Origin of the sequence: Halobacillus locisalis (assembly GCF_013694105.1) — a bacterium.
Lineage (GTDB): Bacteria > Bacillota > Bacilli > Bacillales > Halobacillaceae > Halobacillus > Halobacillus locisalis.
The window spans coordinates 143,655-167,518 of the sequence record NZ_JACEFG010000002.1; the positions used below are offsets into that span (position 1 = coordinate 143,655).

Sequence of the window (23,864 nt, forward strand, 5' to 3'; positions counted from 1 at the left end):
GGGGAATTTTTTTTACATCTAATTCCGATTAAAGAGATAAGGATAATCAACATAAGGGGGATAAAATTATGGCGAATCGTTTGAAGCAGTCATCGATAGACCAACAGCTCGAAGCAAACTTTGAAGAGGTTGTGGAGTGGAGGCGTTATCTTCACCAGCATCCAGAGGTGAGCTACCACGAGACGGAGACGGCAAAATTCATTGCAGAGAAATTGCGGAGTTTCGGGTATGAGGAAATTCATACTGGAGTTGGGGGACATGGAATCGTTACAAAGCTGACGGGTACGGAAGATGGTCCCACCGTCGCTTTAAGAGCGGACTTCGATGCCCTGCCGATCACGGATGAGAAAGAGGTGGCGTATCGCTCTCAAAACCCTGGTGTGATGCACGCTTGTGGGCATGATGGACATACATCTGCATTACTCGGGACCGCAAAGGCTCTCAGAGGTCATCAGGATAAACTGAAGGGAACAGTGGTCTTCATTTTTCAACCGGCAGAAGAGATTCCACCGGGCGGGGCGCAGGCGATGATTAAAGATGGTGCTCTTGATGGTGTGGACTACATATATGGTGCTCACTTGGATTCATCGGTTCCCGTTGGACAAATCTCTCTTGGTGAAGGGTTCAAGATGGCGGCGGTCGATAAGTTTTCCATTACGATTAAAGGAAAAGGGGGACACGGTGCTGCGCCTCACAAGGCGATCGATCCGATTGTGGTCGGTAGTGATGTCGTCAGTGCGCTGCAAAAAATCGTCAGCAGAAGAATCAACCCTCTAGATTCAGCGGTGATTACGTTAGGCGTCTTCCAATCAGGTAACACCTTCAACGTCATTCCCGATACGGCCACACTCGAAGGGACGGTCCGCTCATTTGACCCTGACGTTCGACAAACGATCAAAAAGCAAATTCATAACATTGTCGATCGAGTAACGGCAGGGTTTGAAGCGGGACATCAAATCGATTACCTGCACGGTTACCCAGCCCTTTACAATCAACCTGAGGAAACGGAGAAGTTACATGACATTTTCAGTCGTTCGTTCGGGGAAGAGAACCTGGTAGAACTGCCAACGGGGATGGGAGCGGAGGATTTCTCCTACTACTTGAAGGAGAAGCCTGGTAATTTCTTTAAAGTAGGCTCGCAGAACGATGATGAGGCCACTCAATTTGCTCATCACCATCCTCGCTTCGATATAGATGAACGGGCGTTGCTTCAGATTGAAAAAGCATTTGTCAGTATATTGGATTCAATTTTAGGTAAACAGGGGGAAGTATGATGAAGAAAATAACGCTTTTACTAATTGGCCTCATCGCTCTTATCGGTTTGATTGGTTTGATTGGTTGCTCCAGTGATGAAGGAGGAGCAACCAAAGCAGATTCTTCTGGGAACGATTCCGCAGAACCAGTGGAAGGCGGCAAGATGAATGTAGCCATTAGTGCTGACCCGAATACGCTCGATTGGATGTACACAGGCGAGAGTGCAGCTCGTAAAATCGGCTGGCATATTTTCGAAGGATTGTTTGCCTTGAACCAGGATTACGAAGCCAAGCCACTTCTTGCCGACAGCTATGAAGTAAGTGAAGACGGCAAGACCTACACGATCGACCTCCGGGAAGGTTTGACGTTCCATAATGGGGAAGAAGTGACGTCAAAAGATGCAGTGGCGTCCCTCGAGCGCTGGTTGAAAGTGTCCTCTATCGGTGAGATTACGAACCAACATGTTGAATCATTGGAAGTAGTCGATGAACTTCAATTCAAAATCCACCTGAATAAGGCTTACACGTCTCTTTTATCTGACCTCTCTGCTCCGAAACATGCAGCTGTCATCATCCCGGCTTCCATTGCTGAAGAAGCCGGTGAACAACCACTGTCACGTGATGAACTGATTGGGACAGGACCATTCGAATTCGATTCCTGGAAACGCGGAAATGAAGTGGTCATTAAGAAGTTCGAGAATTACGCTTCTAGAGAAGGGGAGATGAGCGGATTGACAGGCGGGAAAAAAGCCTACTTCGACTCCGTTCATTTTAAAGTCGTAAAGGATCCACAAGTGATTTTGAACGGGATGAAGACAGGACTTTATGATTATGGTTCTGATATTCCGCTCGATCTTTACGAAGTGGTAGAGGCAGCACCCGACCTCGTAGCGGAAACATCCAACAATGGCTATACGATACTGACGACAGATAAATCGGAAGCACCGTTCGATGATAACAAGGTTCGTCAAGCGTTGAACGCTGCCTTGAATAAAGAAGAAATAGCGAAAGCCACGTATGGCAATGAGGACTTCTACGGACTCGACGGGGCCCTGTTCACACCGAATCAAACCGCTCTATATTCTGACCAAAACATTGAAGGCTTCAGCGGGTATGATCCAGAGAAGGCGAAAGAGTTGTTGGAAGAAAGCAGCTACGATGGGAAGCCGATCAAGATCATGTTCGCCAACAGCTATAGCGATTATAAAAAAATAGCCGAAATCGCTGAACAGCAGTTAGAAGAAGTCGGTTTCAACGTCAACTTGGAATCCTTTGAATGGGCGACGTATTTGGACAAGTGGGGCAAGGCTTCAAACTGGGATATCGTCGTCATCGGCTGGTCCCCATTCTTCTCGCCGAACCAAGCGGGTATGGTCAGTCAAGACTCGAACAGCAGTGGTTGGTACAACAGTCCTGAATGGCAGCAACTGATTTCCGACTGGGCCACAGCTGGAACGGAGGAAGAGAAAGATCAGATCCTCGCCGAGCTGAATGCCACGCTCTATGAAGAGAGACCGTTTGAAAAGGTAGCGAACGTGTCCAATCTCGATGTCCGTTCGACGTCTGTCAAAAGCTACAACAGCTGGTATGGACCTCGTTCCTGGAATACGTGGAAAGCAGAATAAGGACAGTGAAAATCGTCAGGAACGATGCTGGCGATTTTCTTCTTGTCATCTCCATGATGATAAGACCTGCCCCTTGATAGAGGCAGATAAAGAAGGAGGGAAGACTATTGCTACAGTACACCATCCGGCGTTTGTTATCCGTCATTCCGGTGATGTTTGTCGTCAGTGTCATCGTCTTCATGATCGTCCACCTGACTCCAGGTAACCCAGCCCTCATCATTTTAGGTGAAGATACTTCTCCGAAGGCCATCGCCGATCTTGAAGAACAGCTGGGCTTGAATGATCCGCTGTACATTCAATTTTTCAATTGGCTGTCACAAGTCATCACAGGAGATCTTGGAACATCGGTCTACTCTGAACGAAAAGTAACCGAGCTTATTTTTTCAAACTTCAGACCGACATTCAGCCTGATGTCTCTTTCTATGATTCTATTATTGGTCATTGCGATTCCGGCAGCGATTGCGATTGTAGCTCTCCGGAAGACGGTTCTTGATCCGATTTTCACCTCCGTTTCCCTGTTAGGGGTATCGATCCCGGATTTCTGGCTCGCCATCCTTCTCGTTCTAGGATTCGGTGTCGCCTTGCCGGTCTTTCCTGTCGCCGGGTACGTCCCGCTCACAGAGGGTATGGGGGCCTGGTTGTATCATTTACTGCTTCCAGCCTTTGTCCTTGCCATCGTCGAGGTCGGTATTATCGCCAGGATGTTGCGTGACAGTATGCTCGAATCAGTCAACCAAGACTATACGAAAACAGCCTTGGCAAAGGGCATCAAGGAGAGAGAGGTGCTCGTCCGACACGTCTTTGCTAATGCCTTGATTCCGACCACTACCGTCCTAGGTGCAACCGTCGCCGGCCTGCTCGGTGGTACCGTCATTATCGAGACGCTCTTCACCATCCCGGGAATCGGACAGCTGTTGATCGATTCCATACACCGACGTGACTATCCAGTTGTTCAAGGCGTCGTGCTGTTTATCGCTGCCATTTATGTACTCGTCAACCTGCTCGTGGATCTTCTCTATACATTTCTCGATCCACGCATCCGCTATGATTAACGAACTGGGGAGGTGCTTTATATGTTTCAGAAAAAAACCAATGTACTCGCGCTGTGTATTCTTTCGCTCATCGTACTCGCTACGATCACAGCGCAGTGGTGGCTACCGTTTTCACCGACAAATATCGACCCTGAGAAGCGGCTGACAGCACCTTCATTCGATCATTGGTTCGGAACGGACGACTTCGGACGGGACGTATTTGCGAGAACCGTCGTCGCCGCTCAAGTTTCGCTCGCTGTGGGGGGGATTGTCGCACTTTTTGCAACGGTGATCGGGACGACGATCGGGTTAGTATCCGGCTATTTCAGAAAAGTCGATTTCATCCTGATGAGGGTGATTGATGGGTTTCTCGCTTTTCCCGCTCTGCTTCTGGCCCTTGCGCTTGTAGCAGCTCTTGGCGGCAGTCTCATCAACATTATCATCGCCTTGACGCTGGCCTTTTTCCCTGTGATGGCCCGTGTCGTGCGCTCGGCTACTCTGCAGGTGAAAAATGAGTCCTACATTGAAGCGGCGAGAACGACGGGGGCGAGCCATTTCGTCGTGATTACACGTTACATTTTTCCGAACATTTTATCGCCTGTCATCGTACAGAGCACATTCATTTTCGCAAAAGCGATTCTTGCCGAAGCCGCGCTCAGTTTCCTTGGAGTCGGTGTCGACCCGTCCACCCCGACATGGGGAAGTATGCTGCAAGAGGCGCAGATTTATTTGACGATTGCTCCGTGGTATTCGATCTTCCCGGGACTCGGGATTGTGATCACTGTGCTTGCGCTTAACTTGCTCGGAGATGGACTACGTGATGCATTCGACCCGCATCAGGTCAAACGGAAACCGAGAACGAAGGTTGCTTAAAGGAGGGAATATAGAATGCTGAAAGTCGATAACTTGCACGTACACTTGGATACATCAGATGGTATAGTCAAAGCGGTAGACGGGGTGACGTTCTCGATTGAAGCTGGAGAGACAATCGGGATTGTGGGCGAATCCGGAAGTGGAAAAAGTGTGCTCGCCCACTCTCTGATGAGGCTCAACCCCGAGCCTCCCGCCACTTATCCGAAAGGGAAGGTCTATGTGAACGACCGAAATGTATTACAAATGAATAAAAAAGAGTTGCGTCACTTGCGTGGAAATCAAGTGGCGATGGTTTTTCAAGATCCGATGTCGAGTTTGAACCCTGTTTTCAAGGTCGGCAAACAGCTGATCGAAGGGATCCAGGCACACCGGAAGCGGCCGAAGAAGGAAGCGAAGGAAAAAGCGATCGAGCTTTTGAGAGATGTTGGGATTCCTGATCCGGAATCTCGTATCGACAGCTATCCTCACCAGTTTTCCGGTGGGATGCGCCAACGCGTGCTCATCGCCATGGCACTCGCTTCTGAGCCGAAGCTTCTTGTGGCGGATGAACCGACAACGGCTCTTGATGTTACGATTCAGGCACAAGTGCTGGATTTATTGAAACAAATCCAGCACAAGTACGGCGCCGCAATCCTGATCATCACCCATGATTTAGGAGTGGTCGCCCAGTTAGCGGATCGGATTCTGGTCATGTATGCCGGTCGAATTGTCGAATTCGGCAGTACGCAGGATATTTTTTACCGGACTGCCATGCCTTACACTTGGTCATTGCTCCGGTCCATTCCGACAGCAGGAGCAAAGAGGCGTCTGATCCCGATTGACGGACAGCCGCCGAGCTTGATCCATCCGCCTAAAGGCTGTAACTTCGAGCCGAGATGCCCGTTTGCAACAGATGCTTGCCGGCATATCGACCCAGATCTAGAACCTCGTGGAGACGGTCACCAAGCAGCCTGTATCCTTTCAGCTTCTGAATTTGAATCGATCAAGGAGGAGGTGGCGTCATCGTGAGCGATTTGTTAGAAATCAACGATCTCCGCGTACATTTTCCTGTGAAAAAGGGATTGTTCCAGCGTCCAAAACAGTATGTAAAAGCCTTGAATGGGGTCGACCTTAACGTCAGGCAAGGAGAAACGCTCGGCATCGTCGGTGAATCCGGATGCGGAAAGAGTACGCTTGCGAGAAGCATCATGGGCCTCGAGGAGCCGACTTCAGGAGAAATCCTCTTTAACGGCAAGGATTATATGAACGCTGATGCCAAGGACATCCACCACATGAGGCGTGACGTTCAGATGATTTTCCAAGATCCTTACACGAGCCTGAACCCGCGTATGAAAGCCGGCGAAAGCATAGCGGCTCCGTTGAAGGCGTATAAAGAAACGGACAGAGTCGAGAAGCGGGTTAGAGAGCTGCTTGAACTCGTCGGGTTGGATCCTGATACGGATTACCACAAGCTTCCGCACGAATTCTCTGGAGGACAACGTCAAAGAATCGGGATTGCCAGAGCGCTCGCCCTTGAGCCGAAGCTGATCATTTGTGATGAGCCTGTCAGTGCTCTCGACGTTTCTGTCCAGGCGCAGGTACTCAATTTGCTGCAGGACTTGCAGAAGAAGCTTGGGCTGACGTATGTGTTCATTGCTCATGATTTATCTGTCATCAATCATATAGCAGACCGTGTAGCCGTGATGTATTTGGGCAAGGTGATGGAGAAGGTAGATGCGGGTTCATTCCAATCCCAGGCATTGCACCCGTACTCGAGAGCCTTGTTGTCTGCTGTGCCGGTGCCGGATCCTTCTGAAGAAAGGAGGTTGGATCGGATCGTCTTGAACGGTGAGCTTCCGTCTCCTGCTGACCTGCCAAGTGGATGCGTTTTCCATACACGATGTCCCTTGGCAACAGAGCGATGCAGGACCGAGGTGCCCGTCCTCGAAGAGAAACACAACCCCAACCAAAAAGTCGCCTGCTTCCATACTGGCTGATTTGACATAGGGACGGTTCTCTTGTTTGCTCATTAATGAACAAACAGGAGAACCGTCCCCATGTAGATCCCCACACTCGAACGTGTTAAGATGGCAGCAAACATATAGTCAGGTGGACGAGTTTCATGGATCAAGAGAATAAGTTAATCGTAAACTCTGAATCAACCAATTTACTAAAAGAACTCACTTCCTCCATCGAAACGTGCGAGCGATTCTATTTCAGCGTGGCCTTCATGAACTTCAGCGGCATTCAATTGTTGCTTGAAGCGCTTGAGGAAGCGAATCAGCGCGGGGTTCCGGGGAGGATATTGACTTCGACCTATTTGAATTTCACGGATCCAAAGGCGCTTGAGAGGGTTCGAGAGTTCGGGAACGTCGATTTGAAGGTGTTTGTCACCGATCAGACCGTCGGCTTTCACACGAAGGCATACATATTTGAGTATAAAGATAGCTACAAGGTGATCATCGGGTCGTCGAACGTGACGCAATCGGCGCTCAAGAGCAATGTGGAATGGAATGTGGAAGTGATTTCGAAGCAGGATGCGAGCTTTATCAAGCAGGTGATTAAGGAATTCAATGGCTTGTGGGAGCGGAGCAACGATGTGACCAACCAGTTCCTCCACGATTACAATGAGCTTTTCCAGAACCTCAAGCAAGTAACAAAGCACAATCAGGTCCTCTATGAAAAAGCGGAGTACATTGCCCCGAACTCGATGCAGAAGCGGGCGATGGAAAACCTGGCGCGCCTGCGCTCGATGGGGGAGGGAAAGGCACTCGTCATTGCAGCGACGGGAACGGGAAAGACGTACATGTCCGCGTTTGACGTTCGTCGTGTCAGGCCGCACCGTCTATTGTTCGTCGTCCATCGTGAAGAGATTTTGCAGAAAGCGAAAGAGACGTTTGAGAAACTGATGCACGACTTCAATCTGTCCTTTGGGCTTTTGACCGGGACACAGAAGGACATTCAGGCGGATTATATCTTTGCGAATATCCGTACGCTTGCGAACCATTACGAGCAGTTTTCCCCCCAAGAATTTGATTACATTATTTATGACGAGGCGCACCACGCGACGGCTGACTCGTACCAGAAGGTGATCGATCACTTCGACCCGACCTTCACGCTCGGGATGACGGCGACACCGGAGCGCGGAGATGGACGTTCGATTTTCGATCTGTTCGACCAGAATGTCGCGCTTGAAGTCCGGCTGCATGATGCACTCGAGGATGACATCGTGGTGCCTTTCCACTACTTCGGCATCACGGATATTGAGGGGATCGACCTCAGCGATGTCGGGGTTGATAATGTAAAAGAAATCTCGAAAAGGCTGCAAGTGAACGAGCGTGTCGATTTTATTATCGAAAAAATGAAATTCTACGGCCATGACGGCGAGAAGCGCAAAGGCCTCGGCTTCTGTGCCAACTTGGAGCATGCCCGCTACATGGCGGAAGAGTTCAACAACCGTGGCTACCATAGCCGGTTCTTATCTGGAGACGATTCTGGTGAGGTGAGGCAGCAGGCGATCGAAGAACTGGAGGACGATGCACAACCCCTCCAATTCCTTTTCACAGTCGATATTTTCAACGAAGGCGTCGACATCCCTTCCGTGAACACGGTGCTGATGCTCAGGCCGACAGAATCTCCGATCGTGTTTATCCAGCAGTTAGGTCGGGGTTTGCGAAAATATCAGGAGAAGCAGTTTCTGACGGTGCTCGATTTTATCGGAAACCATACGAAAGCGTTCTTGATAGCCATCGCCCTGAATGGGCAGCGTTATTACGATAAAGAAAGTCTTAAGGTCGCGATCACGACAGATTTTGCCCATTTACCTGGCGCGACCCACGTGCAAATGGACAAAATTTCAGCCAACCAGATTTTGGAACAGATCGACCAGGAAAAGTTCATGTCGGCTAAATATTTGAAAGAACAGTATCATGAGTTCAAGAAGATCCGACAAGGCAAAGTTCCCTATTGGCTGATGGACTATTACAAATATGACGGATCCCCCGACCCTGTGAAATTCATTAAAAAAGATCGAACCTACTTGAATTTCCTGGCAAAAGCCGAGAAAGACCATCAGCTGACGCAGTTGTTGGGAAACGAAATATTTGAACGGACCCTGAGGTGGCTATCGAAGCAGCTGCCGATTAAACGCCCATTTGATTTTGCGATTATGCGTTATTTACTGCAGCATGAAGCGGTGACACTAGAACAGGCGAAGACGGAGATTGGGAAGTGGGTGGAAGAAGTGGCGGACGATAGCGTTCGCCATGCGATGGAATACCTCAGTCAGACGTATTTTGACACGAGGGAAAAAGGAGAAGTCCCTCAGCTTTTCGAATGGGACGGGCATGTATTAAAGCAGACGTCGGTATGGTCAGAATTGATTGCCCACCCTGTCTACCGGGATTATGTGAACGATGTGATTGAATACGGATTGTTCCGGTATGAGCGGGAGTTCGGAGCTGTAAATTACGGGGTACCTTATTTCAAGTTGTATGAGCAATACAAGATGCGAGAAGTGGCCTTGGTTGCAAATTATCGGAAATCCCATTCAGCTTACCGTGGTTCCGGATTATTTAAGAATGGGAATGAATTCTTTTTGTTCATCGACCTTCATAAAGAAGTAGACAGTGATGAAAAGAATCACTATAACAATAAATTTATCAGTCGAACACAGTTTCAATGGGAATCTCAAAATAAGACAACCCAATCTTCAGCAGACGGAAAAAACATCATTAACCATTTGAGTAGGAGAATTCACTTACATCTGTTTGTAAGGAAATACGAGGAAATTGAAAAGAATATAACTGAGCCGTTCATTTATATCGGAAAAGGAAACACAATTTCTTATAAAAACGAACGGCCGATAGAATTTCAATTTGAGCTTGAGAATGAAGTACCAGAATCACTCTATATTGAACTGACAGAAAAGGTGGAGCTCGATTAGAGCTCCACCTTTTCCTTTTGCAGCTGGTCCACAGCTGGTAGATCCGCCGGCGCCCAGTCTAAAGAATTCAAGTTTTCACGAGGAAGCCAGATGAGTTTAGAATGTTCACTCGCCTCAGGCTGTCCTTTGATGAGGTCGGCTCTCATAGCAATGAGACGAATAATGAACGTATCGTATTCATGCGTGTGATCGTTGAACACCTCTTGTGCTTCGATGTCACAAGCCAGTTCTTCTTTAATCTCGCGTTCTAACGCGGTCTTAAGGTCCTCGCCCTCTTCGACTTTTCCACCCGGAAACTCCCATTGATTCGGGATCAACATCTCGGGTGATCGCAAAGCGCACAGGATTTCATTCTGATCGTTTTCGATGATGGCAGCGACGACTTTGACTGTTTTCTTCATGACAAACCTCCGGATTCAGGATATATATTCATGGTAGCATATGTCGGCTTGGAGGTCTGTCTTATCACTTCAGTCTCTATCTCCATTTTGTTACAAAGGATAGATCTGATGATATAATTGAATAAGTACATATTCTGTAATCAAAGAGGGGTTCTATGAATTATTATCCTGTTGTGGACATCTCTAGTTGGAGATATGAAAATATAAACGTCTCTGGTTCTAAAGAAAAACGGTGGTATCGTTCAAGTACTTATGATCAATTAGCACTATTTAAGCTTCCTGTATCTCTGACAAGTGATTCTACTCCTGGGGAAAAGGAATCTACGGGAGAGGCATGGTCTGAAAAGATATGTAGTGAAATCGGTAATTATATAGGGTTCCCTACTCATAATGTAGACATAGGAGCTCTTTCAATTGATGATGAGGCTATAGAATATTATGGATTGAATAGAGAAGACGTTAATATTGGTGATACGGTGTTTGGAGCACTATGTTGGTCTTTTTTAGATGAAAAGAAAGACAGTTTGGTTGAAGGCGCGGACATGATCATGGACTTTGATGAAACATATGATCGAGATGAATTACAAGGTCAACACGAGATATATAACTTTGATTTACTATATAGGTTATTCTATAAAAATGGAATTTTAGATTATTTGTTTCAGATGATTCTATTTGACACATTAATTGGAAATACTGATCGTCATCAGGATAACTTCGGCGTGATTAGAAATGAAGAAACGGGTGAACAAAGGTTTGCGCCATTTTATGATAATTCTTCATCATTAGCACGGGAAATGAAAGAGCATCGGGTAAAACTAATGTTACGTGATAATAGAATGTTTGATTCGTATATATTTGGTAAGAAATCTTCTACTCTTATACGTTGGGAAGGTACATGGGCTAAAAAGAAGTTAAATATTATAGAATTCTATAATAAAGTAAAAGCTTTATTTCCAGATGAAATAAATAAATATTTGCCTAACGTTGCTACTCTTACTGATGAGGTATTAGAAGATATCATTTACAAAGTTCCACCGGCAGTAATGTCCGAAAAGAAAAAAGAATTAGTAACAAGAATCTTACAAACAAGAAGAGATTACTTACTAATGTAGGGGGGTTGAATATGCCCAAGAATAATGAAAAGTTATTAGTATCTTGGAAAGGACCTACATCCAAAAAGAATTATTTTGTAGGACTACTGTCCAAGGATCGTACTAATAATGGGTTGAAATATAAATTCAATTACAACCAAGAAGTTGTGATGCAAGCAAAAGAAGAAGGATTTATGCCATTTGTAGGGTTAAAAGATTTAAACAAAGAATATTGCAGTGATAAGCTGTTCCCTATTTTCGAGAGGAGATTACCCAATCGAAGTCGTAATATCTTCAAGAAATTTATTGAAGAGAACGAGCTCCAAAATAGTGACAGTGTGACATGGGAATATTTAAAGATCACCAAAGGAAGAACGGCTACAGATAACTTATCATTTTTAGAGCCGGTCTTTGTTGAGGGTGGCACTTTGAGCTACTTTGGTGAAATTGCAGGTTGGTCCCATACGAAAAATAATAATGGTAATTTGAAAGTCCAAGATCAAGTGATTTTACGCCATGATGAGGATAATCCTGAAGATCATGAGGCAGTTGAAGTTATCCAACCAGGAAGAGAAACGGTACGTGTGGGGTATATCCAAAAGCCATTTAACAAAGTGTTTTTCAATTTATTAGCAAAAGGCTATTCTATGTCAGGGGCCATTGATTCCATCGATTCGTATGATGGAAGACCAACTATCTTTGTACAGGGTAAAATTCCGATGGAAGACATTGATAATCCTGAGTTAGATCATGTTGTTCATATTAAATCCTGAGTTCATCTTTTTATATTGTGCACTACAATTATTCTAGGCGGGCTGGGTTCAGCCCATAAAAAAGAGAGAAAAGCCAAAGGGCTCTTCTCTCTTTTTCATATTCACTTCAAGCTTACTTCAGAACAGAAAAACCTTCCTGTTCCTTCACACCATCCTGCTCCGTAAACTCATCCAAGAGCGCACGCACTTCATCCGTAGAATTCGTGCTCATCAGCTGATTTCTCAGCTCACTTGCTCCACGGAATCCGCGTACGTAGATCTTGAAGAAGCGGCGGAGCGGTTTGAAGATACGAGGCTCCAGTTCTTCGTGATACTTATCGTGAAGATCGAGCTGCAGACGAAGAAGATCAAGCAGTTCTTCACTCGTATGCTCTTTCTTCTCTTCTTCGAAACAGAACGGGTTGTGGAAGACGCCTCGTCCGATCATGACGCCGTCGACGCCGTACTTCTCGACGAGCTCCAGTCCTTTTTGACGGTCAGGGATATCTCCATTGATGGTCAAAAGGGTGTGCGGAGCGACTTCATCGCGAAGCTTCTTGATCTCCGGAATCAGCTCCCAGTGCGCGTCGAAGTTACTCATTTCTTTTTTCGTACGAAGGTGGATCGATAGGTTGGCAATATCCTGCTCGAGGAGATGCTTCAACCAGTCGTGCCATTCGTCCACTTCCGTATAGCCAAGACGAGTCTTCACGCTGACAGGCAGTCCACCGGCTTTCGCGGCCTGAACGATTTCAGCAGCCACATCCGGACGACGGATCAGTCCGCAGCCTTTTCCTTTCGCGGCCACGTTCTGCACAGGGCAACCCATGTTGATGTCGACGCCGCGGAAGCCCATGTCGGCTAAGCCGATACTCATTTCGCGGAAGTATTCGGGTTTGTCTCCCCAAATATGCGCGACCATCGGCTGTTCGTCTTCTGTGAACGTCAGACGTCCACGTACGCTATCTTTTCCTCGCGGATGGCAGTAGCTTTCCGTATTCGTAAACTCCGTAAAGAACACGTCAGGTCTCGCTGCTTCACTGACAACATGCCGGAACACGACGTCTGTTACAGCTTCCATCGGTGCCAGAACAAAAAACGGCTTCGGCAATTCGTGCCAAAAATTTTGTGTCATACTATATCTGAACCCTTTCCTTACGGGAAGCGATGTTCCCAAAGTTAAAAAGTAAAAAGTGACAAGTTACGGTTTTCTTTATCCATAGCCAATTTGGCTGGATTTCAACCCTTATATTTTAATGGTATAAGACGAAAAGTGCAAGGGGGAGGGGGGGTTCGAACTTAAACATGGTTATGTTAGGAAATATCGAAAAAGGTCCTGCCCCCACCACTAAAGTATTGTGCAGTGAAGGCAGGACCTTTTTCTATAACTTCCGAACTTTGATGTTTGTTTGCAGCACAGGCCAATTTTGCGGAAAAGGACTACCGAGCACCCAGTAACTCCCCCCTCTCAACCCATACTGCACGATCGTATCGTACTTCGCCTGGACACTCCGGGCATCTTCAAACCACACCTCGTGCTGCTGACCACTTTCATCGGTATATCGGAAATAAGGAGACTGGTATTCCTCATTCCACTGAATCGGTACGCCATACCTTGTCGCTAAGGCGACGGCTTCCTGTGGACTGACGGTACGCGCGATCGTCCCATCGACCCACGGAATCTTCCAGTCGCGTCCATACAACGGAATCCCCATCAAAATTTTATCGCGAGGAATGACGGTGACGGCATAGTCGAGCACTTCCCGGACCTTGTTGATCGGAGCAATCGCCCAAGGTTCCCCTCCTGCCCATCCCCATTCATAGGTCATGATCACAACAAAGTCGACGATGTCCCCGTGCGCCTCGTAATCGTGGGCTTCATACAGTAACCCCTGCTGATCGGCGGTAATTTTCGGAGCAAGGGCTGTCGATACAAGCAGGCCTTCTGGTTTGAATCGATTTACTACTTTTCTAAGAAAATCATTATAATTCTCACGGTCCTCAGGATACACATACTCAAAATCGAAGTTCACGCCCTTGTATCCTTTCGCTTGGATGATTTCGAGGAGGTTGGTAATCAGTGTGTCCTGCAACCCCGGGTTCCGGAAGAGCGTTGCCGCCAAATCAGAATCGAAGCTATTATTCTGGAAGTTCGTCACGACAAGTAAGGGGGCGATGTTCTGGGCTTCGGCGGCATCGAGTAAACCTCGATCCTGCATATCGGTCAACGTTCCGTCGGATTTGATGGCATACGTAAAAGGCGAGAGGTAGGTGAAATTTTCTCCAAGAGCCATCACTTCCTGTGCCCCTTGAGGAGTCGTTTGGGTCGTGTAAGTATTGATCTCTTTTACAGGGCGTGAAGCGGCGGGAATCCGGAGGGGTGTCCCGACATAGATGCGCGAAGCATCCGAGATGTTGTTCGCTTGCACGATTTGATTGACGGTCACACCATTCTGATTGGCGATGCTCCAAAGGCTGTCCCCTGACTGCACGGTATAAGTGAAATAAGGTAGGAGCAGCATCTCACCAATGTACAGAAGGGAAGGGTCCGCGATATTGTTCATCTCAGCAAGCGCGCCTGTCGTAACACCGTATCTTTGAGCAATCGACCATAGCGTATCGCCTTGCTGAATGACGTACTCCTTATTCGGTTCAGGAATGACCAGGGCTTGCCCGATGGCCACGACATTCGGGTTGGTAAGCTGATTCACGAGGATGATCTGGTTGATATCAGAACCATAGAATCGGGCGATTTTCCATAGAGATTCTCCTTGCTTAACCACATGAATTCTCATAGGCTCACTCCTTGTACTCGTAACGTTATATGTAAAAGATATGTATGGATGGCCTGTCCTATTTTAGTTCTACTCGAGTGGCACCTGAGATTGGTGAACGGAGATGTTACAATAGAACAAACAGATCAAACCATAGCAAGGATGACAATATGAGACATACAGTAAACCTGAAAGTAAAACCAAAATCCGTAAAAGATATACAAAACGGCTATCCGCTCATTTCAAAAGACGCCATCGAAAACGCCGAACAGAAGGTGGAAGAAGGTAGCCTCGTAAACTTAGTCGACAGCAATAGTAACTACATTGCAACAGGCTATTACGGCATCCAGAACAAAGGCATCGGCTGGGTGTTGAGTCGTAAAGCGAAAGAGAAGATCGACAAGATATTTTTCGCGAAACGAATTCGTGAAGCCGTCGAGAAGCGCACGAAGTTGTATGCGGTAGAGGATACGACGGCATTTCGCGTGTTCAACGGCGCTGGTGATGGCATCGGTGGTTTGACGATTGAATACTTCGCTGGTTTTTACGTCGTGAACTGGTACAGTGAAGGGATTTATTCGTTCCGTGATGAGATCTATCAAGCCTTGGATGACATCGCGGATCCGCGCGGCGTGTATGAGAAGCTGCGCTTTGATAAGAACGGGCAGTATGTAGACCAGGATGATTATGTGTCTGGTGAGAAAGGTGAGTTCCCATTGATCGTTTCGGAAAATGGGATGAACTATGCGGTCGATCTGAATGACGGGGCCATGACGGGGATTTTCCTCGATCAACGTAACGTCAGAAAAGCGTTGCGCGACCGTTATTCAGAAGGCAAAACGGTGTTGAACACCTTCTCTTACACGGGAGCGTTTTCGGTGGCGGCCGCTCTTGGTGGGGCAACAGAAACGACGAGCGTGGATCTAGCCAAGCGCAGTTTACCGAAAACGATCGAACAATTTGCGGTGAACGGCATTGATTATGAATCACAGGACATCAAGGTGATGAACGTCTTCGATTATTTCCGGTACGCGGAACGTCACGCGCTGAAGTTCGATGTCGTCGTCCTCGATCCGCCGAGTTTTGCCCGTACGAAGAAGAAGACCTTCAGTACGTCCAAGGATTATACGAAGCTCGTGAAAGATACGCTGAAGATTACGAGCGATGGCGGCGTGATTGTCGCTTCGACCAATACGGCGAGCTTCAACATGAAGAAGTTCAAGACGTTTATTGATAAAGCCTTTAAAGAGGAGAACAAGCGCTACAAGATCGTGGAAGAGCATCAGCTGCCGGAGGATTTCACCGTGCCGCACAACTTCCCTGAATTCAACTATTTGAAAGTCGTGTTCATCAAGGTATTGAACTAGTACGAAAACTTTTTTGAAAAAAATAAAAATACGTGACACCAAACGGGACACTTCTTTCGATTATAGATACGAGAGAAGTGTTTTTTCTATTTTATTCAGAAAAGAGGAATCCCGATGAACTATATTAAAGCGATCAACGCCTTCTATGACCAGCAAGAATTCAATCCCTTATCTGCCTCCGCGATCACACTGTGGCACGGCCTCATGCACGTGAACAACAAATCCCGTTGGAAGAAAGAATTCTCAGCTGCGATGACCGTTTTGTGTGTGAAAACCGGTTTGAGCGAAGCGGGTGTACGTAAAGCGCGTAAAGAATTAGTGGAGAAGGGCTGCCTCACGTTCCAATCTCGCAAAGGCAACCAAGCGCCGATCTATCAGATTGTCCCGTTGTATGAAGAAACGGGGAGTGAGAGCGACAAGCAGGAGGACAAGGCGAGCGGCAATTGGAACGGCAGTACGAACGGCAAAGAAAGCGGCAACCGTGGCACATTAATTAAACAAAACGAAACAAAAGAAAACGAAACGAAAAGAAACAACGACGTAGATGTTCGCGCTCATGATTTTTATGAAACCAATATCGGACCCCTGACTCCGTTTATAGCCAAACAAGTCACCAAGTGGGCAGGTGATTTGTCTGATGAGCTTGTAGTCGAAGCTTTGAAGCGCGCTATTTTGAACAACAGGCCCTTCTTCAGCTATGCGGAAGCGATCCTCAAAGATTGGCAGACGAATGATGTTCGCTCGCTGGATGAGGCACGTAGTGGTCAGGTCGAACGTTTGGAGAAGGGCACGAGTGTGTTTGATAAGCTGAGACGGCAGGCTGACGGTTGATCACTCAGTACCGATCCTTCTGACAACGATTAATTATCACTTCAAATGTGAACACTACGCTATTTTTAGTGGTAGATAATGGTATAATGTCCGAAAATCGGAGGTGAACAGATGGCTGAAGAGAAAAAGGTAACGTTTATGCTGCCTGATCAAAATAAAGGTGCGTCGATAGCAGATACCTCAAGCGGAAAGTATTTAGAATTTCTACCAGATGAACTGACGGAATTGGTCAATTCTTTTAACGGGTTTGAGCTTGATACGATTGAATTACATGTGACAGGAGCACTTGATTCTGGAGGGGCGACCAAACTATTTGTGGATTTTTCAGGAGAAGCCGGAATGAAATTTACGTTGAAGAAAAAGGAATAGAAGTGATGATGCCTGCCCCCCAAAAAAATCTTTTACAGTAATAAAGCAGTGGGGGGCAGGGACCATCACTAAGGCACGTAAGGATTAGGGTGAACGTGTGGATCAGGGCGCGAGTGTGTTTGATATGCTGAGACTCCAGGCTGATGGTTGAGCTGACACCTCATGGTATTAATTTTGAAATCTATTTCTTGGCACACTTATGTAGACTAGATAGGCAGTCGTAATCAATAGCACTGCGCAGAATGTCAGGTTAGTCGCTAACCCAACGGCGTTTCCCCAACTTGTGCTGCCATTGATCAGTAATTGAAACAGCAATACGGCGCCCAATAGGGATAGTGTATATCTGTTTCGTTTCGTCAAATAACCAGTGGTTCCTCCTGCGATTCCACCAACTATGGATGGTGCGTACCAACTGCCAAAGTTTTTCAACTTTTCTAGCAGAGAAGACGTAAATGCATGGTCCTCATAGAAGCTCCCAATAACGAGGTAAAATGTTATAGAACAAATAACTGAGAGACATGCGAATAACGCCGCTTCTTTGAGATTTTCTGCAAACTTATAACCTACAATCATGGAATAGATAAACCAGAATGATAGTGAGTTTATTAGTACAGCGAGGTACATAATAATAGATTGAACAAAAGAGACTTCCTCACCTACATAAGGCAAATGGTCAGATGCTACGGAAAATACGCTCATGAGTAAACCTATCGTGCATGTGTAGATCGTGAGGTTTCTGTATTTCTTTTTCATGACAAATCCTCCTTTCCCATTATTAAGACGAACAGAAAATGGAAAAGTTTTGTGAAATATTTCGGAGTCGCTTTTACTCATATGAAAGTACCTTAGATTATTTACTTCGATTTAATCCTTGAACTTTATTCTCTTCAGAGTATGTTTATCTCGACGCTGAGTCTTCAAGTATAGGGCAGGTTAGTTGAAGACTCAGTTTCGAGATAATAAAGGAAAATTTACCCTTTTGTCGAATGTGGTATTAAAAGGGGGAAGTATTATGTTAGACAATCCAGAACTGATAAAAGCCAGTGCTCAATTAGGTAAATACATAACTCAACAAAGTACAGTAGCAATTAGAGATAAATTAAGGATTTCTAAAGAGGCAAAAAGTGATAAGGAAAAAATAAATGTTTTAGAAGAGATAATTCAAGAATTATTAGCGGAAAAGAACCAACTAATTCAAATTGCACAAGTTTATGATGAACAAATGGTAGCGCAAAAAATTTCAGAAGAAGATGTTGACTATATCACCTCCAACATTCTACCTCTATTTGAAAACCTAATCACTAATACAGATGACGAAGAAGAAGCAGAAGAAAACAGGAAAAATCTTGATATATTTAAACCATTACTTTCGAAAGAAACTTTTAATATGCTCCAACTGCTTGGATTTAATTACAAACGTGCAATTGGTGAACCATTAACTGACCTTGTAAATGCTATGATTGTATCTCAAAAACCTATCTCTAAAGAAGCGGATTTAGACCGGCAAAAACTTTTCTATGAGCATGAAACACAATATTTCAATATGATAAATGATGAAGAAGCTTATCAAAGGCATTTAAAGCTGCAAGGCAAAGAATAATTTAAATCTTAAAGGAGTTGTTGAGATTTGAAGAGAGAAATCGATGTTATTAAGTATGTATTGGTAGAAATCGAAGAAACACAGAGAAGTGGACCTATCCAGTTGCAATTTGATGAAAATGATAGCTATTCAACTGATAAGCTTAATTATCACCTAAGGATTCTTACAGATGCAGGTTTCGTAGATGGTGAAATAAAGGGTGTAATGGGAGGAGGTCAAATAAACTTAATTAAATCTATTACATGGGAAGGACATGACTTGTTAGATGCCTTAAGAAATGAAAAAGCTGTCGAGATGGCAGAAAAAGAAGCTGAAAAACAAGGATCAAAGTTAAGCGATCTACCTATTGAAGTTGCTAAATCATTGGTTATTGCTTCTGCAAAGCAATTATTTGGATTGTAATTAAAGAGTCGGTTATAAAATGGACAATTAGTTTTGAGTCTTAAGGAATTGGGGCCTTTAGTTTAATAAATTAAATAAAAAAACCGGTTCCTAACAGTTTTAAAGGAACCGATTTTTTTATACCTAACTTTTTTTATCGTTGTAAATCCACATCTTCCTAACGGTCTCTACTTTTGAACAGGTGTATGAAAGCTATTTATACATCAATAGAGAGAGGCCACTAAGAGTGAAAAATTATGAGCATACAATTTAAATGAGGACAGTATTGTCAAAGAGAAGTAGAACCCCAAGTAAATGAATTTTCAAATAGATACGATTAATAAGTGTACTTTTTGTTTAATAATTGAAAATTATGAAATTTAATACTTCCACATGTTAAAATAAGGAAGAAGATATAAAAATGCTAAAGGAAGGTAAAAATGTCACATACTATTAAGTGTACTCAACTACATAAGGAGTTTAAAGGAGACGGCGTAAATACTACGGCTCTTAATAAAGTCAACTTGGAGTTTTCAAAAGGAGAGTTTGTCTCTATAGTCGGTTCTTCTGGATCTGGGAAATCTACTTTTTTAAGCCTGATTGGAACATTGGATAACCCAAGTGGAGGGGCAGTACATTATGGGGAGGCAGACTTGAGAAAACTTAACCTTAAGGAATTGGCAGATTTCAGGTTTGAGCACATTGGATTTGTCTTTCAACAATATCATCTTTTGCCTACTCTAACAGCTCTGGAAAATGTTATGGCGCCTCTATTATCTAGGAAAGTTTCTTATGACAAAAGAAAGAGAGCAGAACAATTGCTTGAAGAAGTAGGTCTAGCTACAAAGCTTCACTCTCTCCCTTCTCAACTTTCAGGGGGACAGCAACAACGGGTTGCTGTAGCCAGAGCTTTAATCCATGAACCACATTGGCTGCTAGCGGACGAACCTACTGGAAATCTGGACACCGAAACAGGCGAGATGATTTTTGATCTGCTTCATAAACTTAATAAGGAGAAAGGATGCGGGGTCATCTTCGTGACGCATGAACCCGAGCTAGCTGTTCGAGCTGGACGTATGATTGAAATGAAGGATGGCCACGTCATTCGTGATACGGAGGGAGGGCAATGATACGATTCATTTGGAATTCGTGGTGGCGGAATAAGGAACGGTTTATTTTGCTATTGATTGGTGCGTTGATTGTAAGTATCGGGTTAAGTTATCTAGTTGGTACGACTCAAGCTAGTCAAGGTACAATCGTTGATGAACTGCAAAAACGTTGGAAGTCTTCTTATGATATTGTCGTACGTCCTCCTGGAAGTAGAAGCGTAACAGAAGATAAACAGTTACTAGAGCCTAACTATCTTAGTGGACTTAATGGAGGAATATCTCTTGAACAATATGAAACCATCCGTTCCATGGAAAAGATAGAAACAGCAGCCCCGATCTCCATGATGGGTTACGTAGATTATGGTACAACGCTGGCGGAAGTGAATTATGATGAACCTGGTATATATCGTCTACGTATGAGCAATTCGACGACTAACGGGGTCAGCACCTATGAGGACGACAATACACTTTATTTCACTGTTGGAGATTGGCAGGCACCGCAAGGTACCCAGCGTGAATATGGCGTAACCGGATTTAATGGAAAGCTGATCAATAGCAATAATATCCTGATTGCAGGAATAGACCCAGAAGCAGAAGCCCAATTAACAGGGTTGAATGATGCCATTTCTGATGAAACCGAACAATCCGGAAGCTTTTTAGATAACGAAGCATCGGTCTCAACCATAGAGGTCGGGACTGGTATCCAAAATATTAATATACCTGTTCTTTTGAGTAACCAGTCATTTGTAGAAGGAACATCCACCTATACCATTGAAAAGCTCGAGCAATCTTTTAAGCAGGATGAACAAGAAGATGTTATGAACGAAGTCAAGGAGAGGGGAGGAGTCCAATACCTTGATGACCTTGAAGCGAAACAAGTCGATCACTTTAATTTCACCTCAGAAGAATCCCACCAAAAAACGATTGAGTTAATCAAAGGAACCAATGAGGACGCCGGGGCATCTCTTGACTCCTTCAACTGGATGGCCTTTCAGCCCTCACCCGTAAACTATCAAGAAGTCAACAGTCCATTCGGAGAGCGATGGCCTTTCGCCTATCAAGTAGAACCCTATTCCGTACCAGAGGATAGCCCTTTAGCGCAAAAACATGCGTACCGGCCTATAACGATGTTTTCCGAAACTAGTGAAGGCTGGCCACGTTTAGAACTAGATTTTCACGGGGTGTTTGACCCTTCTCAATTGGACCTGTCTAAGGATCCACTGAATGAGCTACCGATGGAAACGTATTTTCCTTCAAGTGCAAAATGGGTAATGGATAATGAAGAAAACCCTATTAATCCTCCAAAAGAAATGAAGCCACTGAATAATCCTTATGGTTTCCTGACGAAGCCTCCGCTGTTGTTAACCACTATTGAAGCTGCTTCTCAGGTTCTCGGAGAGGAACCGATATCAGCTATCCGGGTAAAAGTGCGCGGAGTCGATGAAATGTCTGAATCTAGTGGACAGGTTCTTGAACAAATAGCAAAAGACATTGAAGAAGAAACCGGTTTGATCACCGATATTACTTTGGGGTCATCCCCACAGCCGGCGATCACCCATATCCCAGCGTCTGGCGAGCAAGAAAGCCTTGGATGGGTCGAACAACCTTGGATTAAGCTCGGTTCTTCGATTTCCATTTTTAAGGAGTCGAAAATGGGATTGTCCGGAGTTATAGCTAGCGTAATTGTCGTAGCTATAGTTTATGTGTTCGCTTCTAACATCATGATGATGTATGCACGTAAAAAAGAGTTTGCCGTATTACTTGCGGTAGGCTGGCGACCGAAGCAATTGAGCTTACTGATATTTATAGAAGCGCTTATCCTCGGAATCTTTGTATCCTTAGTCAGTTGGCTGATACTTGGGATCATTTATGTCACAAATGATGTAGAGACATCTATATGGAGGCTACTGTTCATCGCCATATTCGGACTGTCAGTCTACCTATTAGGTTCGTTGGTTCCGAGTATTTTAGTGCAAAGGATTTCGCCATACGAAACGATGAAGACAGGGGAAGTGACGACAAAGAAAAGACATAGCTTCCAAGCCTTCACTAGCTTTGGGATGGCAGCCAATCAATTCATGACCCAATGGAAGAGAGCGTTGTTATCCGTTGTCTCGATTGCTCTTCCGACAGCTATGTTAATATATTTTTTGTTTATCACCGTTCAATTACGTGGAACCATGTACACCACCTGGCTTGGTGAGTTTGTCGCCATGGAAGTCGGTGTCATGCATTATATAGCCATGGGTGTTGCATTACTGATCGCTATTCTGACCACAGCAGAAATAATGTGGCAGAATGTATCGGAACGGCAAGCAGAATTCTCTGTCTTGAAAGCATTAGGATGGAGGAATCATACGGTAAGGATGCTTGTCCTTTGGGAAGGTGCTATTTCTGGATTGATTGCTGGACTGCTTGGCCTTTCACTATCCCTTGTAGCCATAACCATCAGTTATAATCAATTTCCATTTGATTCTCTATTATTTTTCTCGTCTACCCTTTTGATCCCAATTGTTACGGGGATTGTGGGAGCTATGTTACCTGCTATGAAGGCCGTACAATTGACCCCGAGTGAAGGTTTTCGGGGAGGAGTATCTAACACGGCCAAAACAGAAAAGGCGTTCCGATATGTATTCAGTACGGGAGGCGCTGCTTTGGCTGCCGGGGTGGTTGCCATTATGCTGTTTGCCATCCCCGCAAATTCGAATTCGAATGAACAGGTTGATTCCACTAGTACATCTACGAATGACATCGAAGGAACGGAAGGGGAGCTTGAGGTTTCTGCCCCCACTGAGGAGGAAATCAAAGTTGAGGATTATGAACCCGATCAAACTCGGGATTCCATCATGCAGGAGAAAGAGAATGCATATAAGACATTAATACTTGGAGATGAAGTATTTGACGCAGAGGATAAAGAAGTCACTGTAGAACGAGTAGATCCTCCTTCAAATCTCAAAACAAATGAGAAATTAATCACCATTCGAACTTCCTATCACAAGAAAGCTGGAGAGGGGAGTGTTGTGTATAAACCGCAAACATTCCAATTGATGAGTAGTGATGGGGAGTCATACAAACCTATAGAATTCGAAGAAGTTACGACGGATTCCACATGGAATGGGTTTGAAATTAAAGGTCAGGGCAAGGTAGTTACTGAATCGACTTTTGAAGTATCTGAGAGTAGTGAGAAGCTAGCCTTCAAAATGAATGGAAGTTGGACACCTGGGGAAATCATTATTGAATTTGAAAGCTAGACATATGAAAAACAAGGACCATTAAAGTTGATTTGTATAGATTTAAAGAAGTAAAAGTTTCAAGTGTAGATTCTTTAAGAACACTATTATCTCGAAACTGAGTCTTAAACAAACGGGGGCTTTACTTTAATAAAATGCATTAATGCAGTGTATGAAGAACTAATACATAAAGGTGGTAATAAGAGTGGGAGTCAAAACTAAAAAAGGTGAATTTCAAAATTTCGAAGAA

Annotated in this window: 20 protein-coding genes; 16 read left to right on the forward strand and 4 right to left on the reverse strand. The window is 45.0% G+C overall.

Annotation, left to right across the window (positions count from 1 at the left end; all coding sequences use genetic code 11):
* Positions 1-68 precede the first annotated feature (68 nt).
* From H0266_RS07965 to H0266_RS07995, 7 genes are all read left to right on the forward strand, one after another.
* The gene (locus H0266_RS07965) at positions 69-1,274 is read left to right on the forward strand and encodes a M20 metallopeptidase family protein (protein WP_181471884.1); all 1,206 of its coding nucleotides are present in this window, start codon (positions 69-71) and stop codon (positions 1,272-1,274) included.
* A complete protein-coding gene (locus H0266_RS07970) occupies positions 1,274-2,878 on the forward strand; it encodes an ABC transporter substrate-binding protein (RefSeq protein ID WP_181471885.1) in 1,605 nt (534 codons plus the stop codon). The genes H0266_RS07965 and H0266_RS07970 overlap by 1 nt, the downstream gene beginning before the upstream one ends.
* Positions 2,879-2,985: 107 nt before the next feature.
* Entirely contained in the window at positions 2,986-3,930 is a 945-nt protein-coding gene (locus tag H0266_RS07975; protein ID WP_181471886.1) for an ABC transporter permease, read from the forward strand.
* A gap of 21 nt (positions 3,931-3,951) precedes the next feature.
* Positions 3,952-4,782 carry an ABC transporter permease gene (locus H0266_RS07980; RefSeq protein ID WP_181471887.1) on the forward strand — a complete coding sequence of 277 codons (831 nt, stop codon included), beginning with the start codon at positions 3,952-3,954 and terminating at the stop codon, positions 4,780-4,782.
* A gap of 15 nt (positions 4,783-4,797) precedes the next feature.
* On the forward strand, positions 4,798-5,790 hold the full coding sequence (locus H0266_RS07985) for an ABC transporter ATP-binding protein (RefSeq protein ID WP_181471888.1): 993 nt from the start codon (positions 4,798-4,800) through the stop codon (positions 5,788-5,790).
* Positions 5,787-6,758, forward strand: coding sequence for an ABC transporter ATP-binding protein (locus H0266_RS07990; RefSeq protein WP_343063235.1), 972 nt, complete (start codon positions 5,787-5,789; stop codon positions 6,756-6,758). The genes H0266_RS07985 and H0266_RS07990 overlap by 4 nt, the downstream gene beginning before the upstream one ends.
* 125 nt (positions 6,759-6,883) lie before the next feature.
* On the forward strand, positions 6,884-9,706 hold the full coding sequence (locus H0266_RS07995; RefSeq protein ID WP_181471889.1) for a DEAD/DEAH box helicase: 2,823 nt from the start codon (positions 6,884-6,886) through the stop codon (positions 9,704-9,706).
* Here the strand turns inward: H0266_RS07995 and H0266_RS08000 are convergent.
* On the reverse strand, positions 9,703-10,107 hold the full coding sequence (locus H0266_RS08000) for a (deoxy)nucleoside triphosphate pyrophosphohydrolase (RefSeq protein WP_181471890.1): 405 nt from the start codon (positions 10,105-10,107) through the stop codon (positions 9,703-9,705). The two genes, H0266_RS07995 and H0266_RS08000, sit on opposite strands and share 4 nt — an antisense overlap.
* 155 nt (positions 10,108-10,262) lie before the next feature.
* Between H0266_RS08000 and H0266_RS08005 the strand changes: the two genes are divergently transcribed.
* Together H0266_RS08005 and H0266_RS08010 are read left to right on the forward strand one after the other, a co-directional pair.
* Positions 10,263-11,222, forward strand: a complete 960-nt coding sequence (locus H0266_RS08005) for a HipA domain-containing protein (RefSeq protein WP_181471891.1) — start codon at positions 10,263-10,265, stop codon at positions 11,220-11,222.
* A gap of 11 nt (positions 11,223-11,233) precedes the next feature.
* Entirely contained in the window at positions 11,234-11,974 is a 741-nt protein-coding gene (locus H0266_RS08010) for an HIRAN domain-containing protein (protein WP_181471892.1), read from the forward strand.
* Between the two features lie 112 nt (positions 11,975-12,086).
* Here the strand turns inward: H0266_RS08010 and H0266_RS08015 are convergent, their stop codons facing one another.
* A complete protein-coding gene (locus tag H0266_RS08015) occupies positions 12,087-13,088 on the reverse strand; it encodes a tRNA dihydrouridine synthase (RefSeq protein WP_181471893.1) in 1,002 nt (333 codons plus the stop codon).
* Between the two features lie 247 nt (positions 13,089-13,335).
* Positions 13,336-14,748, reverse strand: coding sequence for a glycoside hydrolase family 18 protein (locus tag H0266_RS08020; RefSeq protein ID WP_181471894.1), 1,413 nt, complete (start codon positions 14,746-14,748; stop codon positions 13,336-13,338).
* A 149-nt stretch (positions 14,749-14,897) separates the two neighbouring features.
* Here H0266_RS08020 and H0266_RS08025 point away from each other — a divergent pair, with 149 nt between their 5' ends.
* From H0266_RS08025 to H0266_RS08035, 3 genes are all read left to right on the forward strand, one after another.
* Entirely contained in the window at positions 14,898-16,094 is a 1,197-nt protein-coding gene (locus H0266_RS08025) for a class I SAM-dependent rRNA methyltransferase (RefSeq protein WP_181471895.1), read from the forward strand.
* 114 nt (positions 16,095-16,208) lie between these two features.
* A complete protein-coding gene (locus tag H0266_RS08030; RefSeq protein ID WP_181471896.1) occupies positions 16,209-16,925 on the forward strand; it encodes a DnaD domain-containing protein in 717 nt (238 codons plus the stop codon).
* A gap of 111 nt (positions 16,926-17,036) precedes the next feature.
* Positions 17,037-17,294 carry a hypothetical protein gene (locus H0266_RS08035; RefSeq protein ID WP_181471897.1) on the forward strand — a complete coding sequence of 86 codons (258 nt, stop codon included), beginning with the start codon at positions 17,037-17,039 and terminating at the stop codon, positions 17,292-17,294.
* Positions 17,295-17,462: 168 nt separating this feature from the next.
* Here H0266_RS08035 and H0266_RS08040 read toward each other — a convergent pair whose 3' ends face one another.
* Positions 17,463-18,047, reverse strand: a complete 585-nt coding sequence (locus tag H0266_RS08040) for a hypothetical protein (protein ID WP_181471898.1) — start codon at positions 18,045-18,047, stop codon at positions 17,463-17,465.
* Between the two features lie 259 nt (positions 18,048-18,306).
* Between H0266_RS08040 and H0266_RS08045 the strand changes: the two genes are divergently transcribed.
* The 4 genes from H0266_RS08045 (at position 18,307) to H0266_RS08060 (ending at position 23,635) form a co-directional block, all read left to right on the forward strand.
* Entirely contained in the window at positions 18,307-18,894 is a 588-nt protein-coding gene (locus H0266_RS08045; RefSeq protein ID WP_181471899.1) for a hypothetical protein, read from the forward strand.
* Positions 18,895-18,921: 27 nt separating this feature from the next.
* Positions 18,922-19,296 (forward strand): DUF2513 domain-containing protein, encoded by a 375-nt coding sequence (locus tag H0266_RS08050; protein WP_181471900.1) that lies wholly within the window; start codon positions 18,922-18,924, stop codon positions 19,294-19,296.
* A gap of 419 nt (positions 19,297-19,715) precedes the next feature.
* The gene (locus tag H0266_RS08055; RefSeq protein WP_181471901.1) at positions 19,716-20,405 is read left to right on the forward strand and encodes an ABC transporter ATP-binding protein; all 690 of its coding nucleotides are present in this window, start codon (positions 19,716-19,718) and stop codon (positions 20,403-20,405) included.
* A complete protein-coding gene (locus H0266_RS08060; protein ID WP_181471902.1) occupies positions 20,402-23,635 on the forward strand; it encodes an ABC transporter permease in 3,234 nt (1,077 codons plus the stop codon). The genes H0266_RS08055 and H0266_RS08060 overlap by 4 nt, the downstream gene beginning before the upstream one ends.
* The last annotated feature ends 229 nt before the right edge of the window (positions 23,636-23,864 follow it).

Bases quoted from the DNA above. Each gene is read 5' to 3' on its own strand.
- H0266_RS07965 (WP_181471884.1), top strand. From the start codon at position 69: ATGGCGAATCGTTTGAAGCAGTCATCGATAGACCAACAGCTCGAAGCA.
- H0266_RS07970 (WP_181471885.1), top strand. From the start codon at position 1,274: ATGAAGAAAATAACGCTTTTACTAATTGGCCTCATCGCTCTTATCGGT.
- H0266_RS07980 (WP_181471887.1), top strand. From the start codon at position 3,952: ATGTTTCAGAAAAAAACCAATGTACTCGCGCTGTGTATTCTTTCGCTC.
- H0266_RS07985 (WP_181471888.1), top strand. From the start codon at position 4,798: ATGCTGAAAGTCGATAACTTGCACGTACACTTGGATACATCAGATGGT.
- H0266_RS07995 (WP_181471889.1), top strand. From the start codon at position 6,884: ATGGATCAAGAGAATAAGTTAATCGTAAACTCTGAATCAACCAATTTA.
- H0266_RS08000 (WP_181471890.1), bottom strand. From the start codon at position 10,107: ATGAAGAAAACAGTCAAAGTCGTCGCTGCCATCATCGAAAACGATCAG.
- H0266_RS08005 (WP_181471891.1), top strand. From the start codon at position 10,263: ATGAATTATTATCCTGTTGTGGACATCTCTAGTTGGAGATATGAAAAT.
- H0266_RS08010 (WP_181471892.1), top strand. From the start codon at position 11,234: ATGCCCAAGAATAATGAAAAGTTATTAGTATCTTGGAAAGGACCTACA.
- H0266_RS08015 (WP_181471893.1), bottom strand. From the start codon at position 13,088: ATGACACAAAATTTTTGGCACGAATTGCCGAAGCCGTTTTTTGTTCTG.
- H0266_RS08020 (WP_181471894.1), bottom strand. From the start codon at position 14,748: ATGAGAATTCATGTGGTTAAGCAAGGAGAATCTCTATGGAAAATCGCC.
- H0266_RS08025 (WP_181471895.1), top strand. From the start codon at position 14,898: ATGAGACATACAGTAAACCTGAAAGTAAAACCAAAATCCGTAAAAGAT.
- H0266_RS08030 (WP_181471896.1), top strand. From the start codon at position 16,209: ATGAACTATATTAAAGCGATCAACGCCTTCTATGACCAGCAAGAATTC.
- H0266_RS08035 (WP_181471897.1), top strand. From the start codon at position 17,037: ATGGCTGAAGAGAAAAAGGTAACGTTTATGCTGCCTGATCAAAATAAA.
- H0266_RS08040 (WP_181471898.1), bottom strand. From the start codon at position 18,047: ATGAAAAAGAAATACAGAAACCTCACGATCTACACATGCACGATAGGT.
- H0266_RS08045 (WP_181471899.1), top strand. From the start codon at position 18,307: ATGTTAGACAATCCAGAACTGATAAAAGCCAGTGCTCAATTAGGTAAA.
- H0266_RS08055 (WP_181471901.1), top strand. From the start codon at position 19,716: ATGTCACATACTATTAAGTGTACTCAACTACATAAGGAGTTTAAAGGA.
- H0266_RS08060 (WP_181471902.1), top strand. From the start codon at position 20,402: ATGATACGATTCATTTGGAATTCGTGGTGGCGGAATAAGGAACGGTTT.